The sequence below is a fragment of the Tychonema sp. LEGE 06208 genome, from assembly GCF_015207505.1.
Lineage (GTDB): Bacteria > Cyanobacteriota > Cyanobacteriia > Cyanobacteriales > Microcoleaceae > Microcoleus.
In genome coordinates this window covers 1-23,607 of sequence record NZ_JADEWT010000104.1, presented here as the reverse complement: position 1 = coordinate 23,607, position 23,607 = coordinate 1, and the positions used below count along the sequence as shown (strand labels likewise).

The following is a 23,607-nucleotide window of genomic DNA, read 5'->3' as shown; positions in this document are numbered from 1 at the left end:
CTCGACGTAAAAAGTCTTCAAGATTAGCTATTTAATCTTCTCCCTCTTGAGTTTTTAAGCAACAGCTTGCCTGAGATTCAAAGGTGGCTACTTTTAGCTACGCTTATTTTTTAGTCTAAACTACAGTGATTATGCTCGCGATTTGTCGAATTTTGAAACAGTTGCCTAAGAAGTTTAAGATTGTTTATTGACAATGCGTTCCTAAGTCTATTATTCAAATCCTTCGCGATAACGAACATGAAGTTTTTGTATTGGGAGATTACATTCCAATTGAATCTCCAGATACTATTGTCATTGCCAAAGCTCAGGAATTAAATACCATACTTGTTTCTCTCAATGGAGAATTCGCAGATATTGTGACTTATCCGCCAAGTTCATATCAAGGAATCATTTCTCTTCAATTGAGAAATCACCCGGAAATAATTCCTCAGTTGATGCCAAGGCTAACAGAATACTTATCATTGCACGATAGTGAGGAGCATTATCGAGGTAAATTACTACTGGTAGAAGTTTAGAGAATTCGCATTCGAGAGTAAAAAATGATAGCGAGATCCCTTTTTTCCCGAAATAACTAAAAGGGATCTCGGCTTTCTCATCCCGAATCCCAAAGTGCGATCGCCCTTATCGAACTTTTATTCCCCTCACATTCCTAAGCAACTGCAAGTTCATATTACAGAACTAAAATTTCATCTGCTTTCAAAATAGCCATAGCATATTCAATCCCTTAACTATCAGACAACTCCACTAAATACTGACCTTTTTTTCTGTATCATACACTTCAACAACAGTTCCCACAAGTCCTACTGGTAAACTAGAAAGCAATTCTCTGGACGGGTAAAGCAATGATTTATCGCTTCACTTACCCGCCCCAAACTAACATTCACGCCCTACTTATACCTTAACTTCCCCCCGCTAAACTCAGAAGCAACAATCATCGAGCCAATCCCTGCATCCGTGAATATTTCTTGCAGCAAAGCATGAGGAATTCGCCCGTCAATAATGTGAGCGCCCTTCACACCCTGAGCCAAACTTCGCACACAACAATTAACCTTCGGAATCATCCCCCCAGACACAACTCCCGACTCAACTAACTGTCTCGCTTCTTGAATATCCAACTTAGCAATCAGACTCTCCGGCTTGTGATAATCCTCCAAAATTCCCGCAGTATCAGTCATCAAAATCAATTTTTCTGCTCCCAAACCAGCGGCAATTTCCCCAGCCACTGTGTCAGCATTAATGTTGTAAGATTGACCGAACTGATCCGCCGCCACGCTCGACACCACCGGAATATAACCGCTGTTCACCAAAGACTCCAAAATATTGACTTCCACGCCGCTAACTTCACCAACAAACCCAATTCCCTCGCGGCCATCTGGACGAGCTTGAATCAGATTCGCATCCTTGCCGCACAATCCCACTGCTTTGCCGCCAGCTTGGTTGATTAACGAAACAATTTCCTTATTTACTTTCCCCACCAAAACCATTTCTACGACTTCCATTGTCGCTGCATCAGTTACTCGCAAACCATCCTTAAATTGGGGCTCAATTCCCAATTTTTCCAGCCAAATATTAATTTCCGGGCCGCCGCCGTGAACGACAACCGGACGCATCCCCACACAAGCTAGGAGCACAATATCCCGAACTACTTTGTCTTTGAGAGTGCTATCTTTCATCGCCGCACCGCCATATTTGACTACAATTGTGCGGCCGGCAAAGTTTTGAATGTAAGGCAGTGCTTCGGAAAGCACCTCTACTCGATTAGTGTCTGGATTCCTAACAAAATCGCTTTGTTTGAGCATGGGTAATTTACAAAAGACTAAAAACTTAATTCTAAACTTTAATGGCTAAAGCAAATATCAACAGCTACAAAAATCACTTTTTCCCTGGAATTTATCGACGATTGGCCCGATCGCCCTTTTTGAGAGCTATCCTCATAATTATCATAGGTTTTTTTAATGATATAGCTTGAAATTTTGTCTTATAACTTATAAAATTCTTGGTAAAGTCAAGAAATGTATTGTTATCCTTGATTTACTTAACCTTATATGTTAACTGCTGTCGCCCCCAATTCCGAAAACCCTCAGTACACGCTACCATCAGAGGCTGACTCGTCCCCCCGAATGACGGTATTTTGCGATTTAGACGGGCCGATTGTCGATGTGTCCGATCGCTACTACAGCACTTACAAACAGGGATTAGCCGACACTCAAGCAGCCTGTAGCGAGCGAGGAATCAGCCTCAACCTGCAAATCCTCAGCAAACAGCAGTTTTGGCAAATGAAACAAAATCGAGTCCCCGATGCTGAAATAGCCAAATCTTCCGGCTTGTCGGGAGCAGAAATTCAGGTTTTTCTCGGATGCGTGAGTCGGATTGTCAATCAGCCAGACTTGTTGCACCTAGATCGCCTTCAGCCGGGAGTGCAATGGGCGATCGCGCTTTTGCACTCCCGCGGCGTGCGACTTATTTTAGTCACCCTGCGGCCGAGACATCAAGCCGTTCAACTGTTGCAAAATTACGGTTTAGCCAGACTGTTTACCAGCATTCGCGGCACTCAAATGCCGGATGCTGCCTACCACAACTATACAGCCTTAAAAACCGAATTGTTAGCTGAAGTTGCCGAAGAATTTGAGTCATCTCTCGGTTCGGCTTGGATGATCGGAGATACCGAAGCAGATATCCTCGCGGGACAAGCATTGGGAATACCTACAATTGCCGTTACCTGCGGCATTCGCAGCCGCCATCAACTGCAAAAACACCAGCCTAATTTCATTCTCAGCGACTTGATTATTGCCGTTCATCACTTATTAGGAGCGGCCCCAAAGGCGATCGTTGAGTGACAACAGTTGACTGTTGACTGTTAACTGTTAACTGTTAACTGTTGACTGTTGACTGTTGACTGTTATTTGTTAGTTGTTATTGGGAATTGAGAAGTGGGCGGAGCGAAGCGGAGGGATTGGGAATTCGTAGCAAGTAACCAATAACCAATAACCAATAACCAATGACTAATGACTAATGACTAATGACTAATGACTACTGACTACTAACTACTGACTACTGACTAACTAAGATTTTTCTAAACTCCTAGTCATTTCCCACAAGTGATTGAGGGGAAAATAAATCACCGGAGCCCAAAGACTGCTGAGAATAGCAGAACACAAAGCCACTCGCTGGTGATCGCTCCAAATTTCTACTAAAGCCCGATCGCCCACAGCCAAAAATTGCAGCCCCATCACCGTTTCCGCCACCACCGCCATCCCAAACACAATTAGCGCGATCGGAATCGGATCTCTCTCCACAATATCCGCCGGAATCGACCAGGTTTTGAGCAAAACAACCGTTAAGACTCCTACAATAACTAGACTCACAGCGTGGCTAGGATGAGGAGCAGTCATCGCATCTTGAAGAAACCCCAAAACCACGCCCATGCTAGCGGCTCCCCAAACTGTACGTTTCCGCTTAATACTCCAAGCTACCAACCAAATTAACAGCCAGTTAGGGCTAATTCCCAGCAATTCCATTCCCGGCATCCGAGTGGGCAATATTAGTAAGCACAGCAGTACAGAAACAAATGTAACGCCAAAGTTGAGAAATTTGCGCGATCGCCCAAACATTCTAGATAAAGCCTTCATTACTGCTTTTCTCCCCCATTCGGCGCAGAAGATTCACCAGCGGCATTCTTTTGTTCAACTTCCTTAGAGTGAGGGTAAATCACCGCCCATTCCAGAGAATTCATCGGTGCAGAAAACTCAACAACAGCTTCAGGAGCCGGAGTTTTATTCATATCCACGGAAACGATTTTTCCCACCGGCAAACCAGCAGGGAACAACTGACTGAAAGAAGAAGTTGAAACCACATCCCCAGGCTTGACATTGGGAACATTATCAAAAAACTCCATTACAGCCTGATTTCCGCCTTTACCCCGCATAAAACCCATGTTGCGACTGCGAGTAATTCCCACACCCAATTGACTCGTAGGATCGCTGACTAAAAGCACCAAGCTAGTATTACGAGTAACGCTGACAACCCGACCTACCAAACCGCCAGGGCCCATCACAGTAAAATCTGTTTTTATGCCATCATTACTGCCGCGTCCCAAAGTAATTTGCTGCCACCAGTGGTCAGCGCTGCGGCCGACAATAGGAGCGACAATTCCTTTAGGTTTCTTAGCAGAAACATAACCTAAAAGATCTTTTAGTTTTTGATTTTGAGCTTCCGATTCTAATAGCCGCGCTTGCAATTCTTGAGTCCGCGCCGAGATGAGTTGCTCTTGTCCCGAGCCGTTGGCTTGAAAAGGACGAGACACCCAATTGTAAACTTCAAACAGTGGAGCACCTTGTGTTTGTCTAACTCCCCAAGCAGCAGTTACAGCTAAACCTAAAAGAGCTATTGGTAGACGCAGATCCCACCACCTGCGGATTGTGTTTTTTAGCATAATCTCAGTAATGTAAAATTGTTATGTCAGGATTTTAGATTTGAGATGGCAGCCCTATTTCTAAATCCAAAATCCCAAATTTGTTAACTACATATTGCGCGACGACTGCCCGCTGAAAACCCGTTCCAACTGTTTATTTTCCAAGACCCTACCAGTGCCCAAAACCACGCAGCACAGGGGATCGGCTGCCACGTGAGTGACAATTCCTGTTTCGTGACTGATCAGAGTATCTAAACCTTTCATCAGCGCCCCGCCGCCGGCCAGCATAATTCCCCTGTCAATAATATCTGCTGCTAATTCTGGGGGAGTGCGTTCCAAAGTACGCTTGACAGCTTCCACAATTACTGAAAGCGGTTCCGACATACTTTCGCGAATTTCTGGGCCTTTGATCGTCACAGTTCGCGGCAGACCGGAGAGCAAGTGCAAGCCCCGCACTTCCATAATTACGTCGTCATCCTCAGTCGTCGGATATGCAGAGCCCACTTGAATTTTAATTTCTTCAGCAGTGCGTTCGCCGATGACCAAATTGTGAACTTTTTTCATGTATTGGACGATCGACTCATTGAGTTCGTCACCCGCTACCCGCACAGACTCGCTGATTACCGTACCTTGCAAGCTCAAAACCGCAACTTCCGTCGTACCCCCGCCGATATCTATAATCATATTGCCAGTCGCCTCAGCAACAGGCAGTCCGGCCCCGATCGCCGCAGCGATAGGTTCATCAATTAAACGTACTTCTCTAGCACCGGCCTGAGTTGCCGCCTCAATGACAGCACGCCTCTCCACTCCGGTGACACCGCTGGGGATGCCAATAATTATCCGGGGCGAAACGATGGTTCGCCCTTCGTGAACCCTGCGGATAAAAGTCTTGAGCATGAGTTCGGCAGTATCGAAGTCTGCGATTACCCCGTCGCGCAGCGGGCGCAGTGCTATGACATTCCCTGGCGTGCGCCCGAGCATTTTTTTAGCATCTTCTCCGACAGCCAGCGGTATTTTTAAGTCTTGGTCGATCGCCACTACAGACGGTTCTTGCAGAACAATACCTTTGCCGGATACATAAACGAGCGTGTTAGCAGTACCGAGGTCGATACCCATATCTCTAGATAAGGAAAATCGATTGAGAAGACCCACTGATTTGTACCCCCCCCCAAACTAAAATACTAATGTGTGCAATAATGTTGTTACAAAAGTGTAACCGAGGTGGATTCTATTACGTTTTTCATTCTGAGTCTAGTCAGAAACGTACATTGTCGATCGCGAGTTGAGTGAAGACTCGCCAATCATCCACAATCAATATGTTCTGGTAAGTGGGTGTAAAATCAGGATGAAGCCCTGATTCGCGCTGTTACAAGTTAAGCTGGCAGACGATCGCGAGTCCAGGAGAGTTTAACTACACCACCAATCGAGCACATTCCCGAAAAAGTTTATGAGTCTTAATGTTGTGACTTTAGTAGGCCGCGTCGGCGGCGACCCGGACGTAAAATATTTTGAGTCGGGTACAGTTAAGTGCAAGTTGACGCTGGCAGTGAGAAGACGATCGCGCAATAACGACGAACCAGACTGGTTTACTCTAGAAATCTGGGGCAAAACAGCGCAGATTGCTGCTGATTACGTTCGCAAAGGCGCTCAAATTGGGGTGACAGGCTCTTTGAAGTTCGATCGCTGGCAAGATCGCAGTACAGGAGCTAATCGCTCAATGCCAGTAATTAGAGTAGACCAGTTAGACTTGCTGGGTTCCAAGCGCGACAACGAATTCTAGCATTTGGGTAATTGGGAAAATAATATTTGTGAATTGGGTGGCGGCTGGTGACTTCCGAAAAGTTAGAAATTGTTCAAACAGAGTATCAAGCTGGCCGAGTAGCTTTTGAGAGCGGCCGCTACGCTCGATCCGTCGAGAGTTTAGAAACAGCGATCGGTTTGGTCGATCGCAATTCCCCGTTGGGCGGCGAAGTGCAGATGTGGCTGGTGACGGCCTACGAAGCCTCTGGCGATACAGAAAGGGCGATCGACCTTTGCCGCAAACTCACCCGCCATCCCCGCCAAGAAACCCGCCAGCAAGCCAAGCGCTTGCTATTCATACTCGAAGCCCCCAAACTCACCATCCCTCCCGAATGGATGGTGAAAATCCCCGATTTAGCAGCTTTGGATGAAAATCAATCAATCAGTTTTCAGGCCAATCCCAAGGCTGATATCAAGTACGCCAAACCCAAATTAGTTGCACCGGAACCTGTTGATTTGAGCCAGGTTAATACGAAAGATAATCAGTTTATTTGGGTGGCATTAATTGCAACAATTATAATTTTTTGCTCTTTAGTATGGCTAAGTTAGGCTAACTTCTACTTAATGTAAACAACCCTAAGCCAGCCACGCTTAGCGCATTTCAATACTTGACAATCGTTTACATAGTTGCTTTTTACAGGGCCTATCTACTTAAACGGTGAAAAAATATTCATTTCCAACCCTTAGCAAGGGGTTGCTCTTACTGAGTGTAAAAAATTGTATCAAAATTCAGCATTTCCGATCGTCCATGACAAAATAGGCAGCAACAGTTCGATCTATCGCTCAGGGTTATTTTTTGTCCCGTAATGGCAACATTACTTGCCAAAGCTTCTTAAGGATGCCATTATCACCTGGACTTTTCAAAAAAATTCCCCTACAAATACTGCTAATTGTTCCATTTGTTGTCCAAACAGTTGGAGCAGTGGCTGTTGTTGGTTATCTTTCCTATAGAAACGGTCAAAAAGCAGTAAATGATGTAGCTACTCAGTTGCGGAATGATACTAGCGATCGCATCAAGGAAAATCTAACTTATTTGGTGGCTATTCCTTTTCAATGCTTTGAAAACTATGATACAGCCCTGAGCCAAAACCGCATCGATCTTAATAATGGGAGAGACGTAGAGAAGTTTCTATGGGGACAACTCCCTGCCTTTCCCCTTGTTGCTGCCGCAGCTTTTGTTACCCCCAATCAGGAGTTTTTTGCTGGTGAGCGGCAGGATGATGGCGCGATCGTCATCCGTACTTCGGAGGTAGAAAATAACCACACTTTGACTACCTATACCGCCAGTCCAGAAGGGGAACGCCGAGAAATTATCAACGCCGGGAAACCTAACTTTGACCCCCGCAACCGCCCCTACTATAAAATTCCAGTCCAGCAAAAACAAGCTGTTTGGGCAAAACTGTATCCTCACATTACAGGTAAATACCTATATATTGCGGCGGGCAAACCCATATATACCCAGACTGGAGATCTCCAAGGAGTGTGGATGACCAGCTTAAATCTAATAATGTTTGGGGATTTTTTAAGCCAACTCAAAATCGGTAAAACTGGGCAAAGTTTTATTCTGGAACGTTCTGGAGAAATGATTGCCACCTCTACAGGGGAAAAGCCCTTTCAATATTACCCAGACAAGGTTGTCCAACTGCCAGAGCAACGAATTGAACGACTCAAGGTTGTCAATAGTAGCAATGTCATCACCCAAAAAGCAAGTCAAGCTTTACTAGAGCAGTTTCAGGATTTTCAAAATATCTATGCACCTCATCAACTGAAATTTGCCGTCGATGGTAAAAATTATTTTGTCCGAGTCGATCCTTTTCGAGATGGTAAAGGTATTGACTGGTTGGTGGTGGTCACTATTCCAGAAGCAGACTTTATGAATCAGATTTATGCCAATACTCAGACTACAATCCTGCTCTGTTTAGCAACTTTGATTTTGGCAATTTTGTTGGGTATTCTGACCGCTCGCCGGATTATCCGTCCTGTGGAGCGGATAACTACTGCTTCGGAAGCGATCGCCAAGGGCAATCTCAACCAACAAGTCGAAGTTAGTTCCATCGTTGAACTTGGCAAATTAGCCAACGTTTTTAACGGCATGACCCAACAACTGAAGGATTCTCTAGATGCCCTCCATTTGGCAAAGGTCGAGTTGGAAGATAGAGTGGAGCAAAGAACAGGAGAACTGCGCCAAGAAAAAGAAAGGTCAGAACAATTACTTTTGAATATCTTACCTGCGGAAATTGCCGATCGCCTCATGCGAACTAATGAATCCCCTGCTGAACATTTTGAAGAAGCCACGATTTTGTTTGCGGATATCGTAGGTTTTACTGGGATCTCGGCTCGGATAGAGCCGATGCAATTGGTAGCAGGTTTGAACCAAATTTTCTCTGCCTTCGATCAACTCACTGAAAAGTATGGTTTAGAGAAAATTAAAACCATTGGGGATGCCTACATGGTAGTTGGTGGTTTACCCGTTTCTCGAACGGATCATGCCGAAGCGATCGCCAACATGGCGTTGGATATGCACGCCTATATGCAAGACGTGGAGAATATTTTTGGGGAATCTCTACAAATTCGGATCGGGATTAATACCGGGCCTGTAATTGCGGGAGTAATTGGGATTAAGAAATTTATCTATGACCTCTGGGGTGATGCGGTGAATATCGCCTCAAGGATGGAATCCCACGGTAAACCGGGATACATTCAAGTCTCCGATGCGACTTATCTCAAATTACAGCATAAATACTTACTAGAGCCAAGGGGTACGATCCAGGTCAAGGGAAGAGGAGAAATGATGACCTATTGGCTTTTGGGTCGGGGGCGATGAATATTAGCAACTAGCACTCGATAGGTGAATAACTGTTAACTTGTTCTTCCAGCCAGGGAAAAGTTTTGGCGCTATAAAATGCTTCGGAAAATGAAGGTGACAAGCGATGGATGGTTTTACGCGCGGGTGTCGAGAAACCGGGTTTTTATGACAAGACTTCGCTGTAGCCGACAGATTCGCGAAAAAACCCGGTTTCTAAGTCTTTGCGAGTTCTGGCCACACCCAAAATCAAAGCAACCGGGTTTTTCGCAGTTTTTCGGTGGGGTATCGATGTTTTTGGAAAAAAGCCGGTTTCTGGCCACACCCAAAATCGCTAAAATAAAACAAAGACCAACCTCAAAGGCGATTATTGTGAGCGATTCCACCATAGAACAGATATTGAAATTGGCAAGTCAGCGAGCCTCGGCCGCTGAAGTATACTACCTGTCGAGTCAAGACACGCCGATCGAATTTGAAAACAATCGCCTCAAATCCCTGCAAACCAAAGCACTGCAAGGCGTAGCACTCCGGCTAATTTACCAAGGCAAAATCGGCTTTGCTAGTTCCACAGACTTAACCCGGATAGACGATTTAGTCGATGCAGCGATTCAAACAGCCGAAATCGGCGATCCGGCCGAATTTGAACTCGCCTCCAACTTTCACCTAAAAGGCCCGGAAACCACCTACACTCCGCCCACAACTGCCGAATTAGTCGAAAACGGCAAAAACCTCATTGAGCAAGTTCACGCCTACAATCCCGATATTATGGTAGATGTAGGCTTTCACGTCCGCAGCGGCCGCGTCAAAATTGCCACGACGCGAGATGTGTATGCCGAAAGAAGCAGCCAAATAGTCAGCGGGACGATCGCCGGAAATTTGGTCAAAGGAGAAGACTTTATGCAAGCATACAGTTACGACGTCGCGCGCGATCGGGCCCTGGACACCAACAGCATCCTCCAATCACTCCTCGAAAAATACCGCCTCGCCGAACATCGGGCCACCATCGCCAGCGGTTCCTACCCAGTATTGTTCACCCCCAGAGCCGCCGCCAGCACATTAGGCAGCCTCTTTGATACCATCCTTTCAGGTCAAACCGTAGTTCAAAAAGCCTCTCCCCTAGCCGACAAAATCGGCGAAACCTTATTTGACGAACGCTTCACCTTTTTTGAAGACCCAACTTTAGGCCCTTCCGCCTGTCCCTTCGACGACGAAGGTACGCCCACCACCCGCAAAACCTTAATTGAAAAAGGCACCGTCACCGGATTTTATTGGGATCGCAGGTGGGCCGCCCGCGCCGGTGTACAATCAACCGGCAACGGTTTTCGCGGTGGATTGTCGCGCCCAGGCCCTGATTTGACTAACTTCTGCATTTCCCCAGGAAACACCAGCATCCAAGACTTGATTGCTAGCATGGACGAAGGTCTAATAGTAGAGCAAGTTTTAGGTGCCGGTCAATCCAATCAATTAGCAGGAGAATTTTCAGTCAATTTAGACTTAGGCTATAAAGTAGAAAAAGGCAAAATAGTCGGTCGCGTCAAGAATACAATGGTCGCAGGCAGCATTTTTGAAGCCTTTAAAAATTTGGCAGATTTGAGCAGCGAAGCCGAATGGGTAGGCGGTGCGGCATATTTGCCGAGTATGCTGTTTCAACAGTTGGGTGTCGCTTCAAGGCAATAAGTTGAGTGATCCTAGAAAAACTTTTGCCATAAAAATGTTATGACGCTTGGCCCCAAAAACCCGGTTTCTGCCAAAAACCGTCGGTGAAATCGCCAATACTGTTAAGAAACCGGGTTTTTATTCCGCAGTGCGTAATATCGTTTCCGGTTGCATCGGAATGATGTTAACTGTTAACAGTCAACTGTTAACAGTCAACAGTCAACAGTGAATTTACTATTCCGATGAAGAGAGGATTTGATATAAGTCGAGAGTTGTCAGAAAAAAACAGAAACTGTGTCGGCAAATTATCGCTTTGCTAAGTCATGCAAATAGGAAAAAATAGGGGAAAGGTACAATGAAAGAGCAAAATGTCAAGGATGGAACTGGGAAGAAGAAAAAGCACTTTTTCTTTCTTTTACCTTTTGTTCTTTGCCTTTTAACTCTAGTGACTGGATGTGTTCAGTACGATGTCGGAGTCAACTTTCAAAGTCAAACTCGCGGCGAAATTGTCCAGCACATTAAACTGGGGGAAAAGTTGACCAGCTTCAGCAGCGAAACTGTTGGAGATTGGTTAAACAGCGTAGAACAGCGGGTGAGGTTGCTGAACGGAAAAACTAAACGGCTTTCCGAGACAGAAGTTATGGTGACTATTCCTTTTAATAATGGAGCCGAGTTACAAAACAAGTTCAACAAATTCTACAATCCGATCGCACAAACCACCAAAAATCCTCCCGTCGCAAGTAAGCTAGAAACCGATTTACCGAAGTTTGAATCTCACATGGATGTCAAGCAGAATAATTTGTTATTGGTGCTGCGAAATCGGTTGAGTTTGGAATTGGATTTGCGCTCTCTTTCTCTGCTTTCCTCAAACGGCAGTTTGCTGCTGAGTCCGGGGGGGCTTTTGGAGCTAGAATTTAGCTTGAACACGCCTTGGGGCGCAGAAAGTATGGAAACTGTAGCCGGTGCGCTCGTACCCGAAATTTACCGCGAAGGAAAGCAGTTAGTTTGGAAGCTGAAACCAGGGGAAATTAACTATTTGGAGGCGACATTCTGGATTCCGAGCCCCGTAGGGATTGGGGCGTTAATTATTGCCTTATTTGTGGCGGCGGGTATTGCTTTGAAATATCAAATATTGCCAGGACTCGGAATCGGCAAGAAACCGCAAAAGCTCGGCCAAACCTAAAGAGGATATATTTGATCTGGGCGAGTCATATCGTGTCCGGTTGATTACCATAACAAAAACGGTTCGTAGTGCGGACGACCGTCCGCTCTTAAGTTACGGACGCTGACTGATGTACTGCGAACTTTACTTAGGACAATACTTCGGACAGTTTTAGGCACGATCGAATATCTGAAACCCATGCTGGCTAAAGTGTGGACTATTTTTTCTAAGTTTAAGTTGAGCCTTAAGTTTGAAAAAAAGATTAAAAATGTGAAGACTTGCACTGTAAAGCTTCCAGAGGCTTTAAAAAACTGTCCGAAGTATTGCTTAGGATAGAAAACTTAATAACTTAAGCACCTCCTACAGTTTTCTTTCCTGCAAGTTGCGAGATAATAAGGAGGTAGATCCTCTGGATTTGCATTACCAGGCTCTTCCTGGGAACGAGCCAATTTAGGATAAAAAAAACGGTTTTTTTCTGGGTAAATGTATCAGTTTAAAATCTAAAACTTGTTCGCTCGCGAAGTCAGATCAATTCCGGTTGCACTCATACATGATGTTAACAGTCAACAGTCAACAGTTAACAGTCAACGGTCAACAGTTAACAGTTAACAGTTAACAGTGAATTTACTATTCCGATGCCAACGGATTTGATATCAAAGAATCTAAAATCTAAAATCTAAAATTTAATGGTTGTTTCCAGAGACCAAAATGGTTTAGAAACGATTTCTGAGGGAATCGCAATTTTAATTGATTTGGCAGAACGGGGAGAAATCAATCCTTGGGACGTGCAAGTCATTGAAGTGTTCGATCGATGTTTGAGCAAACTGACAAACGCCTGCGATGCCGATAGGGGTACGGATTTCTCCGATTTGTCCCACTCGGGTCAAGCGTTTTTGTACGCTTCAATGCTGGTGCTGCTCAAAGCAGAAAGTATCGTTCTCTCTGAACCCCCCGCAAATCCTGAATTCGACGAGGCCGCGCTAGAAGACTCAGAGCATTCGGGAGGGCGACATTTGCCGCAGCATTTGGAGCGACAATTGCGCCGTCGCGGTGTCGCTCAACTCCCACAAAAACGCCCGGTGACTCTCCCGGAACTAATCGAGCAGTTGCAGCTTATGAAAGCAGCAATGGAGCAGACAGTTGCTCCTCGCCGCCGCCCGACCTCAAAAATGCGATCGCAAGCAGCCCAGGCTATTTTTGAGCTAGCTCACCAAGAAAATCTTGTGGAAACTGCTAGCGAACTAGAACGGCTTCTGACAGGGCGCGGGTCTGAAATTGATGAGGGCTGGCTCGACTTGGAAGAACTTCTGGAACTTTGGCGCCATCACGATTTGCACTCTCCTGTTGACGCCGAGTCCCCGCTATCGACTGGGGAAGTTCACTTGCCAAATCATGACCGTGTGGGTGTTTTTTGGGCGTTATTGTTGCTGTCGGCTCAGTCTAAAGTAGAGTTGCTTCAAGAGGAGTTTTACCAAGACCTCAAAATCCGGCCGCTGTGAACTGAAACGGCATGGTAGTCAACCGGGGAAACCAATAACTCTCCCCCTGCGTCGGTTAAGACTTTAGGCAGAACCTTGCTCGCCGATATTCTAAGGCTGAGTATGAAACGCGGACAGCCCGATTGCGAAGTTCTGGTTAATTCTCGATTCCTGATTTTTTAAATCTAGTAAATAGGGAATAAATCATTAATAGCCTGGTACGATGTCGCCTATAAACAAGTCGGGATTGTGCTGCGATCGCACCGATCGCGATCGCAACCGCTAGCATCTAAGTGTTGAGTTGATATCAATTAATAGAGGGTTGAGGAAGTTAATAATGAAAGCGATGATTCTGGCGGCCGGTAAAGGCACTCGCGTCCGTCCCATTACTCAGACAATACCCAAACCGATGATTCCGATCCTGCAAAAGCCAGTGATGGAATTTTTGGTTGAATTGCTCCGCCAGCATGGGTTCGATCAGATTATGGTCAATGTTTCTCACTTGGCCGACGTGATTGAGAACTATTTCCGAGACGGTCAAAAGTTTGGGGTACAAATTGGCTATTCTTTTGAAGGCCGGATTGAAGACGGAAAAATGATTGGAGAAGCCATCGGTTCGGCTGGCGGCATGAAACGGATTCAGGATTTTTCACCGTTTTTTGATGATACTTTTGTGGTGCTGTGCGGGGACGCTTTGATTGACTTGGACTTGACTGCTGCTGTGAAGTGGCACCGGGAAAAAGGGGCGATCGCTACTATTGTGATGAAATCTGTTCCTCGGGAACAAGTTCCCAGTTACGGAGTGGTGGTGACAGACGATTCTGGCAGAATTAAAGCTTTTCAAGAAAAACCTTCTGTAGAAGAAGCTCTGAGTACCGACATCAATACTGGGATTTATATTTTTGAACCGGAAATATTCAATTACATCCCTTCGGGTAAAGAGTACGATATCGGTTCCGAGTTATTCCCCGCGCTAGTAGAAGCAGGGGCTCCGTTTTACGGAATTAGCATGGACTTTGAGTGGGTGGATATTGGCAAAGTTCCTGACTATTGGCGGGCAATTCAGAGCGTGCTGTTGGGAGAAATTAAAAATGTTTCAATTCCGGGAATTGAAGTGCGCCCCGGCGTTTACGCTGGTTTGAATGTGGCTGTGAACTGGGATAAGGTTGATATTACCGGGCCTGTTTACATTGGCGGGATGACCATTATTGAGGATGGAGCAAAAATTGTGGGCCCGACAATGATCGGCCCAAATTGTTGGGTGTGCAGCGGGGCGACTGTGCAAAACAGTGTGATTTTTGAGTATTCCCGTTTAGGCCCAGAGGTGCGGTTGATTGACAAACTGGTGTTCGGGCGCTATTGCGTTGACAAAACCGGAGCTGCGATCGATTTGCAAGAAGCGGCGCTCGATTGGCTGATTACTGACGCTCGCCAAGTTTTGCCTACTCAACACGGAGAAGAGCGGCGGGCGATCGCAGCAATTCTCGGTAATCTTTAATAATTGGTATAGCCTTTCGAGCGTAACATGAGGTGCTAGGAGTGGGCATAGGCCTCCGTGGCCTCCGTGGGCATACCTCACCACGCGATCGAACCGCCATAGTGGGTATTTTCTAAAGGTAAGGTGCTGGTAACGAGTAAAAATCGTTTGTAGTGAGGACTTTAGTCCGTAAAACGCGAACTAAAGTCCGCACTACAAACCGATCGATCGGACGCGATATGATTAATTACGACTGAAGATAGGTGTACTGGCCCAGACTTCGTTCGTAATTTTGCAGCAAAAGTTGGGCTTCAGAAAGAGTAATTTTATTTTGCTGCAAAGCTGCTTCTGTCTGACGGCGGATGCTTTCAACCAAGCTTTCTGAATCGTACTGTACGTAGCTGAGGACTTCTTTCATAGTGTCTCCTTTCACTACGTGTTCGATATGATAGCCAGAAGGCGTTAGCTGAATATGAACTGTATTTGCATCGCCGAATAAGTTGTGAAGGTTGCCCATAATTTCTTGATAAGCACCTCCCAAAAATAGCGCTAAATAGTAAGGTTCTCCCGGCTTGAGAGTATGCAGTTCCAAAACCGACTTGATATCTCGCAAATCGATAAATTGGTCGATTTTACCGTCGCTGTCGCAGGTTATATCGGCTAAAATACCGCGCGCAGTAGGTTCTTCGTCGAGTCGGTTAAGGGGCATAATTGGGAACAATTGATTGATTGCCCAACTGTCTGGTACTGACTGGAAAACAGATAGGTTGATGTAATAAATAGACGCCATCACCTTTTCTAGGTCTTCCAAATCGTCCGAAACGTATTCTTTTTGCCGCGCGATCGCCTGTATTTTATCGCAGCAAGCCCAGTACAACTGTTCGGTTTTTGCCCGTTCCGCAATTCCCAAATAGCCTAAGTTAAATAAACTGACGGCTTCTTCCTTAAATTGGATCGCATCGTGATAGACTTCTTGGTAATTTTCGGGTGTGATTGATTGGTAAATTTCGTAGAGATTGCGCGGAATAAGATGCGCGTTTTTGTCTACTGGTTCTGGTACTTCTCTGGGGACATCGCTAGTACCGAGTACGTTAAAAACTAAAACTGATTGGTGAGATGCGATCGCCCGCCCGCTTTCGCTGATGATAATTGGTACAGGAATTTTCCGCTCGTCGCAGGCATCTTTCACTCCCGCTACTACGTCGTTTGCGTAGTTTTGCATATTGTAGTTTTTGGAAGTGTGGAAATTTGTTTTAGAGCCGTCGTAGTCAACGCCGAGCCCGCCGCCTACGTCCAAGTAGTTCATATTAGCTCCCAATTTAGCTAATTCTACATAAATGTGGCTGGCTTCTCTAATGGCATCTTTGATGACGCTAATTGAGGAAATTTGAGAGCCGATGTGGAAGTGCAGCAACTGCAAACAGTCGAGCATTCCTGCTTGTTCTAGTTCGCCGACGGCGCGGATAATTTCTGGAATTGTCAAGCCAAATTTTGCCCGATCGCCCGTGGAACCTCCCCAGCGGCCAACGCCTTTGGTAGTGAGTTTGGCTCGCACTCCCAAAACAGGTTTAATTTTTAATGCAATGCTGGCGGCAATTGCGAGTCCTACTTCCTCAATTTGCTCCAGCACAATCACGGAAGTTTGCCCTAGCCGCTGCGCCAAAATTGCGGTTTCTATGTATTCGCGGTCTTTGTAACCGTTGCAAATCAACAAAGCGCCAGGGGTTTTCAAAGTCGCCAAAGCGATCATTAATTCTGGTTTTGAGCCGGCTTCCAGTCCGAAGTGATGGGGTTGACCGAAACGCACCAAATCTTGAACTAACTGTCGGTGCTGGTTGCATTTGACTGGAAAGACGCCGCGATAGACATTTTTGTAACTGTAGCGAGCGATTGCTCTGGCAAAACAGGAATTTAAGCGATCGATCCGATCTTCCAAAATATCGGAAAATCGAATCAGCAGGGGCAAAGCTAAATTGCGCTGTTTGAGCGATTCAACCAGTTCGTACAAGTCGAGGGAACCGCCGCGATCGCCCTTGGGAGACACTGTAACGTGACCGGCGGCATTGATGGAAAAATAGGGTTCGCCCCAGCCTTGAATGCGGTATAGTTTCTCGCTATCTTCTATTGTCCAAGATTTTTGTGGCTGTTCAGCAGCCGCTACCAAAGCACCGTCTGAAGGAACCAAACTCGTGACTGTTGGCGTCTGAGTCGATAGCGACTCGGTATCGGAGGAAGCAACGGTAGCTGGGGAGCTCATCTTATTGAAAACCTCGAAATGAGTGGTCAAATAGATAGTCTATCGCAGATATCGGGTTTCCTGATGCAGTGGAAAATTCACTAGGCCCGAGCCGGCCCGCGCCGGCCTGCCCCGGGCATACCTCACCACGCGATCGAACCGCTATATTCAAGCTGTATGTACGCATGGATGTAAACTCGCAAATCCGGTTTCCCAGTTTACGTGCGCCACGAGTGCTGTCAGGCGATCGATCGCCCGACACACTCTAACCAAAAATCACCTCCGGCGGTGCCATGTCAGCCCCCACAATCATCGCCCCGTTATGAGACTTCTTCAAACCCGGCTGAGGCGCTTTTTCTTGGCTCTTCGGAGCCGGCGCAACAGAGGCGGGCGGTTTCACCTGCGGCTCAGGTACTGCATTGGCGCCCGGTACTACAGGTTGCTGTGACAGCCAACCCACACCCCCGATCGCCCCAGCCATCAAAGCGGTGTAACCGAGGTATAAATGCACGGGACGCATTTGAAAGCCGTCGGCTGAATCCGAGTCAGAAACAGACAAATAGGTGTTAGCAATTACGAGACTCGGAGCCGGTTTGGGCAAAGCATTTGCCATCGCGGTGCCGTCTAGTCCCAAGGCATCGCCCAACCTGCGGATAAAACCTCTAACGTAAATATCCTGGGGCAGTTTCTCAATTTCCCCATTTTCGATCGACTCAATATGGTGCAGCGGGACGAGAGTTTGACTGTGGAGTTGTTGGAGGGATAGCGATCGAACTTGTCGCCCCTTGCGTAACTCTATACCCAACTCCCGCAGAGACTCTTCTCGCTGTTCAACTGCGATTGCTGCTTCTTCTTCCTTGGTGAGTTTTTTGGTCTTGTTGAGAAAACCGAACCCCGGAAAGGATTTTGCAGGGGCGATGACAGTTGCTGGTGCAGCCGACTCAACTTTAATTTCGTCTTGAGGCGCTGGTTGCTCTTCTTGTGAAGAGTGATTTTCTGTCTCGCCATCTTCAGTCTCGACCTCGGTTTGGGGGGGCGCTTCCACAGCAGCGTTGCGCCAATAGAACACAGGATCGGGTACTGACGGCTCTAATTCTCTAACCGATAGGGCGGCGGAAGTTGCAGCAGCGAAAGTCTCTTCTACAACTTGGATTTCCGTGTTGTTTGGTTTGCCAAACCTGTCAAATGCCAGCTTGACAGCTTCTCTGCTAACGGCTCTAATTAAAATTTCCGCTGCTGATGCTGCTTCACCCAACATGGTTTGCAAGCTAGCTAGAGCGTGGCTGTAGGTGTCGCTACAGAGGAGTTCAGCTTCTATTTGACCGAGGACAGAACGAAAACTTTCTTGAGAAATTTCAATAGTTGCGTGATCTGTCACCCCAAAATAAGCCTCGGGTTTCAGTGCCATGATGTTTGTGTTGTCTTGCTAGAAGGTATCTGAATAAGTTCTTCGACAGCTTGGCATTGATTCCGGAGGGGGATCGGGGGAGAGGTTCGATCGTTCGGACTTGAGTCCGCATCAATTCGGGAGGAGGATCGGGGGAGAAGTTTGATCGTTCGGACTTGAGTCCGCATCAATTTGGGAGGGCGATCGGGGGAGAAAGAAAGAATTCCCAATTACCGATTACCGATTACAATTTTTTAGATCTTGTGGATGCGATCGAGCAACCAAAGAGTCCCGACAATTCCGACAAAGTGGGCCACCGTGGCGTGAGTATTTGCCAATACCACAAATATGTCCAAAGGCTGAATAAATCTGCTGAAATCGACGGCGGCCCCGAACAAAGCTTGCGGCTGAGCTAGAGATTTGGCTAAAAGCGTGCCGCTGATGGCTTCTGCACCGATCAGCGTCAGCAGCAGTCCTGACAAATTGCCGATCAGAGTCAACTGAACTTGTTTGATGGTGTCTGCTTTTTTGGGGCGGACAGCGCCTGCGGGCGATCGCAGTTGTTTCGACAAGCGAGTGAAACCCCAAGCGCGAAATACGCTGTAACCAAGAACTGCCAGCCCGCAAATTGCAAAAAATACACCGCCACCGGTGCCGGCACTGGTTGAACGAGCAGCAGCGGTGGCGCTAGGGATGGCGAAGGGGATGGCAAAGAGCAAAATGATCGCCGCTACCACCGCTAGCACTAATTGCACCCAGAAGCAAATCCAGCCTGCTGTACGAAGGGCAAAGGCAACTCGCTGTACGGCTACAGGAGGCTTATCGGTATCTAACTGATTGGTCATATTTTCAGCGGATATAATTAAGTGGCTTGAGTTAGCAGCAGTTTTTTTTAGCGCGGACGGTTGATGGCGGTTAACCCTCTTTATAATGGAAGCAGAAATGTTTAAGATTTGTAACTGACATTCGATTTCACATTTGAACAGCGTCGATCGCAAGGTATATAAAGCAATGGCACAACTACAACCCACCGTCACTCCCAAACTCGAACAACCAAAGTTTGGCTTTAACAGCTACGCGGAACGCCTTAACGGTCGAGCTGCGATGATCGGTTTTTCCCTAACTGTAATTATCGAGTATGTCACAGGGCAGGGGTTGCTGGCCTGGTTAGGTCTCAACTAATTTTAGCAATGGCGCGGTCAGTCGATTTGAGATTTTAGATACTTCGGCTTCGCTCAGCGCAAGTTTTAGATTTTAGATTTGACTCCACAGATTCATCTGGGAGGAGGAACAAAAGTCTAAAATTTGGGGATTTACCCTGAGCTAGCGTCGGGGGCTGATAGCAGTTTTTGGGCCCCTCAGCCTCACAGTTGGTCTGGACTGTCACTCGCAAGGGTGTCACCCTGCTGACCGCGACCACTTCGGGAATTGATTAGAATATTAATTAGAACAAGCCCAGCGACTTGTCAATCGAGAAACATCGGTTTAGAAAATGCAAGAGCTAGCTTTGGGAGCGATATTTCGGGTGAAATTTTGATTTGACAGGCTTGGCAATTTAGCCTCGCTCCCGTACAATTCCCCACAGGGGAGCAGATTAATTTAGGTGAAGCTAGTCTCAGCTAGAAATCTCGATCGCACCGCCCACTCTAAGTTTTAGAGATTGTAAATAAATATAGAACAGAGTAAAACCACATGAATGCTTCATGGACGCGACTTTTGAGGTCTGCTTACCGTAAAGAGCCAATTACCAGCTTTATTGTGACGGTGGGCGTTGTCGATGCAGCGATCGGCAGCATCGGCGCTAGCGGTTCTTTGTTGGCTTTTGGGCTGGGTACTGCTGGGGTGGCGATGGCCCTCCGCTGGTGGCAAATTTACCGCTCTGGAGCCGAACAATCCGCCCCTGCTACCGAATACTACCTTCCTCCTCAGTCTTCTCGATCTCAGTTACCCACGCTCAACAACCTGTCTAAGAAAAATCCTCCTTATTAAGTCGATCGCGCAATGGCACTCTGGAATGTGGCGATCGACTTTCTAGGGCTGAGGCCGTATCGAGATCTGACCAGAAAAGTCTTTCGATGCTCGATTTTTGAGGCTTGGTTGATGAATATTTCTGTGGCCGAGAAATTATACCAAATTGGCTCCGTAGCTGCCTGTAGCGGTTTGTCGGTGAAAACTGTTCGCTACTATGAGCAAATGGGCTTGCTGTCTCCGGCGGTAAAACGATCGCCCGCTGGTTATCGGTTGTTTGGCGAGGCAGTATTCAACAGATTGGCGTTTATTAAACGATCTAAAACTCTGGGTTTGAGCCTTCAGGAGATTAAGGATATTTTACAAGTTCGCGATCGGGGAGACTTGCCTTGCTCTGAAGCAAAACAGCGTCTAATTTTGAAGGTAGAGGAAATTTCCGGGCAAATTGCAGCTTTAGAAACTTTGAAAGGGGAGTTGCAAGGTATTCTCAACCGCTGGGAAGAGCAACCCTCGCGCGATCGGATTAGTAGCACGATTTGTCCCAACATTCAGCGGGATTGAGCAACGGCAAAAAGATCCAAAAAAAGGGAAGGAATTATGGGTTTCCTTCCCTTGCTTGTTTGGTGGGTGGTTTGTTTGGTGTTTCGAGCGATCGCTTTGGGCTTTTAACTGTTTTCGCAGAGTTTGCCGTTGCTTTTTGAGCTGTCGAGCCCTGGCCGATCCGCCTTTACCTTTGGAGTTTCTGCCCTCGCTGCGGGGAGACTCCCAACTTTTTAGTCTCATGTTGTTATTTTCTTACACTACTTTTATAATACACCGCCACAATTTCACTGTCAAGTATTTTTTAAACAGATATTTGCTAGTATCGATCGTGGACTGATTGGACTTGCTACTTGCTATAGCGATGCTGCACAAACACAAGCAGCCGGAGGCGTGATAGTGCGAGTTGGACACCCTACAATTAAAGTTGTTTGGGTGCAATTATTAATCGAAATATTCCGCCGGAATTGCAGCATCGGTAAAAATTGGCAAGGTATCCCAACTGTTTACCCATTCTGGCAATTGCGCTACTTTTTTGAGCTGAAGCGACAATTCTATTAAGGAAAATTCTAAATTATAAAAATCTTGAATAATTTCGGCTTTCAAAAAGATTTCATCTTGAGTTAAATCAGGAGCATTAGTCGCGATCGCAATGGTGTTACCCTGGTCTAAATTGAATAAATAAACTTGTGCAAACACAGTTTGAATAGTTTTCACCGCCGCCGCATTAAACTTTTGCTGGTGGAACAAATTGACAACTACAACGCCCGCGCTTGACAAGCGAGTTTTGCAAAGTTGGTAAAATTCTTGTGTCACCAATTTATAGGGCATATAGCCGCTACCAAAACCAGCATCCACAATAATTATATCATTTTTTACGGTGGTATTTTGTCCGGCAAGATATTCGCGACCATCTTGAATGGCGACTTTTAATTTGTCGTTTAATTGAATTCCAAAAAACTTTTGAGCGACTTCGACTACTATGGGGTCAATATCGGTACATTCGACCATCGCGTGAGGGAAGTAGTGGTGAAAATAGTTGGGAATGCTACCGCCGCCAAAGCCGATTATATATATTTTTTGGGGTGAATTTTTCCAGACTAATGCTAGCATCATTGCTCTGGCATAGGGAAAGATTAAATTTAGTGGATTGTTGAGATCTAGAATTGATTGAGCTACCTTGGTGGTGAAGGTTTCTGTGTCTGCTAAAAGTAGGAGTAGGAATGATTTAATCTTTTTGACTGCTATGCAGTTTTCGCCATAATTTTGTTGAAATAGAGTGCCGTCTGGTTGTTGCTGCAGCCAATTGATTTGTTTGCGAATAGCTGCAACTTTGCTATTTTGCCGATCGCCTAAATAATCAGTCATATTATTTGATATTGGGAAATTGCTGAGGAGTATAATGATTGGGAGCCGACGTGACGTACAGTTTGATTTTTTAGGAACTGGTATTGGGAGCATCTCATATTTGTAAAAAAACTTCTTTTAACTCCTTCTTTCTTCCTCTTTCCTCCTGTCTCCTGTCTCCTGTCTCCTGTCTCCAATTTTGGGCTTGGCTGCTTTCCGACAGAGATGCTTCCCTGGTATTAAATCTCAAATTTCATCACTTTAAACCCAATAATAACGCAATTCCAGCGATCGCCCCAACGACCCCCAAAACTGCCCGCAGGCTGACTTTTTCGCCTGCTACCACCGCTAAAGGCAGTACAAACAGGGGACTGGTAGAACTGAGTGCTTGGGCGATCGCTGCGGGCGCATATTTCAGCGAAGTTTGTTGCAGGAAAATTCCGAGATAGGTTCCTAAAAAAGCTGCTAAAATTATTGCACCTAATATTTTGGGCGCTTTTAATTGTTTGCAATTCCCAAGGTTTGTGGGGTTTAAAAAGCATAACATGACTGCAACTCCCCCGCTCAAACGCAAGGCCGCAGTCCACAAGGGATCGATATCTGTTTGATTGAAGGCGGCGCGGGATAAAATAGCTCCGGCGGCGTGGGCTGTTTGTCCTAATAAACTAATGCCTAATCCCAGCCAAAGCTGTTTTGATGGTAAGGTAGTTTCGGCTGTTCGTTCGGCAATTACCCAAGCTACGCCGCAGATGGTTAAAAGTATGCCTGTACAAGCAATGGCCGATAGCTTTTCTTGTAAAAATATGAAGCCGAGTAAAGCTGTTAAGGGGGGAGATAGGGTTTCTAAAAGCAGCGCTCGCCTCGCACCTAAATATTTTAAGACGACAAACCAAGCAGTGTCTCCGAGGCCAATTCCTAAGGCGCCGCTGATGAGCAGCATTGCTAAAATATTGGGGTTGACGGCGGGGAAGGGTTTTCCTAAAATTATTACAGTGGCAAGGAGCATGAAAAGGGCGATCGCGCCTTTGAGGAAGTTTAGCACCACTGCGGGGATTTGCTGTCCTACTCGCTGCCAAATTGTGGAAGATAGAGCCCAGACAAATGCAGCGCCTAAAGCGGCGATTTCACCCATAAAATTTGTTGATTATTGACTGTTGATTGTTGATTGTTGACTGTTAACTGTTAACTGTTAACTGTTGACTGTTAACTGTTGTCATTAGTTACCAATGCCCAATGCCCCATGCCCGATGCCCTGTTTGGCCGATGCCCCATGCCCGATGCCCGATGCCCCATGCCCATGCCCGATGCCCCATGCCCATGCCCCATGCCCATGCCCAATGCC

General features: G+C 46.3%; 20 protein-coding genes and 1 pseudogene. 12 read left to right on the top strand and 9 right to left on the bottom strand.

The genetic code is table 11. The features are described from left to right. Positions 1–206: 206 nt before the first annotated feature. A pseudogene (locus IQ263_RS22330) lies at positions 207–515 on the top strand (DUF5615 family PIN-like protein); the annotation flags it as partial. Between the two features lie 372 nt (positions 516–887). On the opposite strand, the gene argB reads toward IQ263_RS22330, so the two are convergent. After that, entirely contained in the window at positions 888–1,799 is a 912-nt protein-coding gene (argB, locus tag IQ263_RS22325; protein ID WP_194070374.1) for an acetylglutamate kinase, read from the bottom strand. A gap of 246 nt (positions 1,800–2,045) precedes the next feature. Between argB and IQ263_RS22320 the strand changes: the two genes are divergently transcribed. Next, positions 2,046–2,837, top strand: a complete 792-nt coding sequence (locus IQ263_RS22320; protein WP_194070373.1) for an HAD family hydrolase — start codon at positions 2,046–2,048, stop codon at positions 2,835–2,837. A gap of 225 nt (positions 2,838–3,062) precedes the next feature. Here IQ263_RS22320 and mreD read toward each other — a convergent pair whose 3' ends face one another. The 3 genes from mreD to IQ263_RS22305 all read right to left on the bottom strand — a co-directional run bounded on the left by mreD (position 3,063) and on the right by IQ263_RS22305 (position 5,527). Beyond that, on the bottom strand, positions 3,063–3,629 hold the full coding sequence (mreD, locus tag IQ263_RS22315; protein WP_194070372.1) for a rod shape-determining protein MreD: 567 nt from the start codon (positions 3,627–3,629) through the stop codon (positions 3,063–3,065). Next, on the bottom strand, positions 3,629–4,432 hold the full coding sequence (gene mreC, locus IQ263_RS22310; protein ID WP_194070371.1) for a rod shape-determining protein MreC: 804 nt from the start codon (positions 4,430–4,432) through the stop codon (positions 3,629–3,631). Before mreC ends, mreD begins: the two co-directional genes overlap by 1 nt. Before the next feature lie 87 nt (positions 4,433–4,519). Continuing rightward, positions 4,520–5,527, bottom strand: coding sequence for a rod shape-determining protein (locus IQ263_RS22305; RefSeq protein ID WP_194070376.1), 1,008 nt, complete (start codon positions 5,525–5,527; stop codon positions 4,520–4,522). Between the two features lie 331 nt (positions 5,528–5,858). Here IQ263_RS22305 and IQ263_RS22300 point away from each other — a divergent pair, with 331 nt between their 5' ends. The 7 genes from IQ263_RS22300 (at position 5,859) to IQ263_RS22270 (ending at position 14,808) form a co-directional block, all read left to right on the top strand. Further along, a complete protein-coding gene (locus tag IQ263_RS22300; RefSeq protein ID WP_194009049.1) occupies positions 5,859–6,191 on the top strand; it encodes a single-stranded DNA-binding protein in 333 nt (110 codons plus the stop codon). Between the two features lie 47 nt (positions 6,192–6,238). Next, on the top strand, positions 6,239–6,760 hold the full coding sequence (locus tag IQ263_RS22295) for a tetratricopeptide repeat protein (protein WP_194070370.1): 522 nt from the start codon (positions 6,239–6,241) through the stop codon (positions 6,758–6,760). A gap of 289 nt (positions 6,761–7,049) precedes the next feature. Next, on the top strand, positions 7,050–9,035 hold the full coding sequence (locus tag IQ263_RS22290) for an adenylate/guanylate cyclase domain-containing protein (RefSeq protein WP_194070369.1): 1,986 nt from the start codon (positions 7,050–7,052) through the stop codon (positions 9,033–9,035). A 351-nt stretch (positions 9,036–9,386) separates the two neighbouring features. Continuing rightward, positions 9,387–10,691 (top strand): metallopeptidase TldD-related protein, encoded by a 1,305-nt coding sequence (locus tag IQ263_RS22285; RefSeq protein WP_194070368.1) that lies wholly within the window; start codon positions 9,387–9,389, stop codon positions 10,689–10,691. Between the two features lie 334 nt (positions 10,692–11,025). Then, positions 11,026–11,853 (top strand): DUF3153 domain-containing protein, encoded by an 828-nt coding sequence (locus IQ263_RS22280; protein ID WP_194070367.1) that lies wholly within the window; start codon positions 11,026–11,028, stop codon positions 11,851–11,853. Positions 11,854–12,518: 665 nt separating this feature from the next. Next, a complete protein-coding gene (locus IQ263_RS22275; RefSeq protein WP_194070366.1) occupies positions 12,519–13,331 on the top strand; it encodes a segregation/condensation protein A in 813 nt (270 codons plus the stop codon). A gap of 316 nt (positions 13,332–13,647) precedes the next feature. Continuing rightward, the gene (locus tag IQ263_RS22270) at positions 13,648–14,808 is read left to right on the top strand and encodes a nucleotidyltransferase family protein (RefSeq protein WP_194009059.1); all 1,161 of its coding nucleotides are present in this window, start codon (positions 13,648–13,650) and stop codon (positions 14,806–14,808) included. 226 nt (positions 14,809–15,034) lie between these two features. On the opposite strand, the gene speA is transcribed toward IQ263_RS22270, so the two are convergent. The 3 genes from speA to IQ263_RS22255 form a co-directional block, all read right to left on the bottom strand. Next, complete coding sequence (gene speA, locus IQ263_RS22265; protein WP_194070361.1) at positions 15,035–17,044, bottom strand: biosynthetic arginine decarboxylase; 2,010 nt, start codon at positions 17,042–17,044, stop codon at positions 15,035–15,037. A gap of 244 nt (positions 17,045–17,288) precedes the next feature. Further along, positions 17,289–18,431 carry a helix-turn-helix domain-containing protein gene (locus IQ263_RS22260; protein ID WP_194070359.1) on the bottom strand — a complete coding sequence of 381 codons (1,143 nt, stop codon included), beginning with the start codon at positions 18,429–18,431 and terminating at the stop codon, positions 17,289–17,291. A gap of 233 nt (positions 18,432–18,664) precedes the next feature. Further along, positions 18,665–19,255: a DUF3611 family protein gene (locus IQ263_RS22255; protein ID WP_194070357.1), complete on the bottom strand. Its 591-nt coding sequence runs from the start codon at positions 19,253–19,255 to the stop codon at positions 18,665–18,667. Between the two features lie 166 nt (positions 19,256–19,421). Here IQ263_RS22255 and IQ263_RS22250 point away from each other — a divergent pair, with 166 nt between their 5' ends. The 3 genes from IQ263_RS22250 (at position 19,422) to IQ263_RS22240 (ending at position 20,939) form a co-directional block, all read left to right on the top strand. Then, the gene (locus IQ263_RS22250) at positions 19,422–19,592 is read left to right on the top strand and encodes a hypothetical protein (RefSeq protein WP_194070356.1); all 171 of its coding nucleotides are present in this window, start codon (positions 19,422–19,424) and stop codon (positions 19,590–19,592) included. Positions 19,593–20,102: 510 nt separating this feature from the next. Continuing rightward, a complete protein-coding gene (locus tag IQ263_RS22245) occupies positions 20,103–20,399 on the top strand; it encodes a hypothetical protein (RefSeq protein WP_194070353.1) in 297 nt (98 codons plus the stop codon). 12 nt (positions 20,400–20,411) lie between these two features. Further along, entirely contained in the window at positions 20,412–20,939 is a 528-nt protein-coding gene (locus IQ263_RS22240; protein WP_333089636.1) for a heavy metal-responsive transcriptional regulator, read from the top strand. Between the two features lie 423 nt (positions 20,940–21,362). Here IQ263_RS22240 and IQ263_RS22235 read toward each other — a convergent pair whose 3' ends face one another. Both IQ263_RS22235 and IQ263_RS22230 read right to left on the bottom strand, forming a co-directional pair. Then, positions 21,363–22,286 (bottom strand): spermidine synthase, encoded by a 924-nt coding sequence (locus IQ263_RS22235; protein WP_194070351.1) that lies wholly within the window; start codon positions 22,284–22,286, stop codon positions 21,363–21,365. 235 nt (positions 22,287–22,521) lie between these two features. Further along, positions 22,522–23,397 (bottom strand): DMT family transporter, encoded by an 876-nt coding sequence (locus IQ263_RS22230; RefSeq protein ID WP_194070349.1) that lies wholly within the window; start codon positions 23,395–23,397, stop codon positions 22,522–22,524. Positions 23,398–23,607 lie beyond the last annotated feature (210 nt).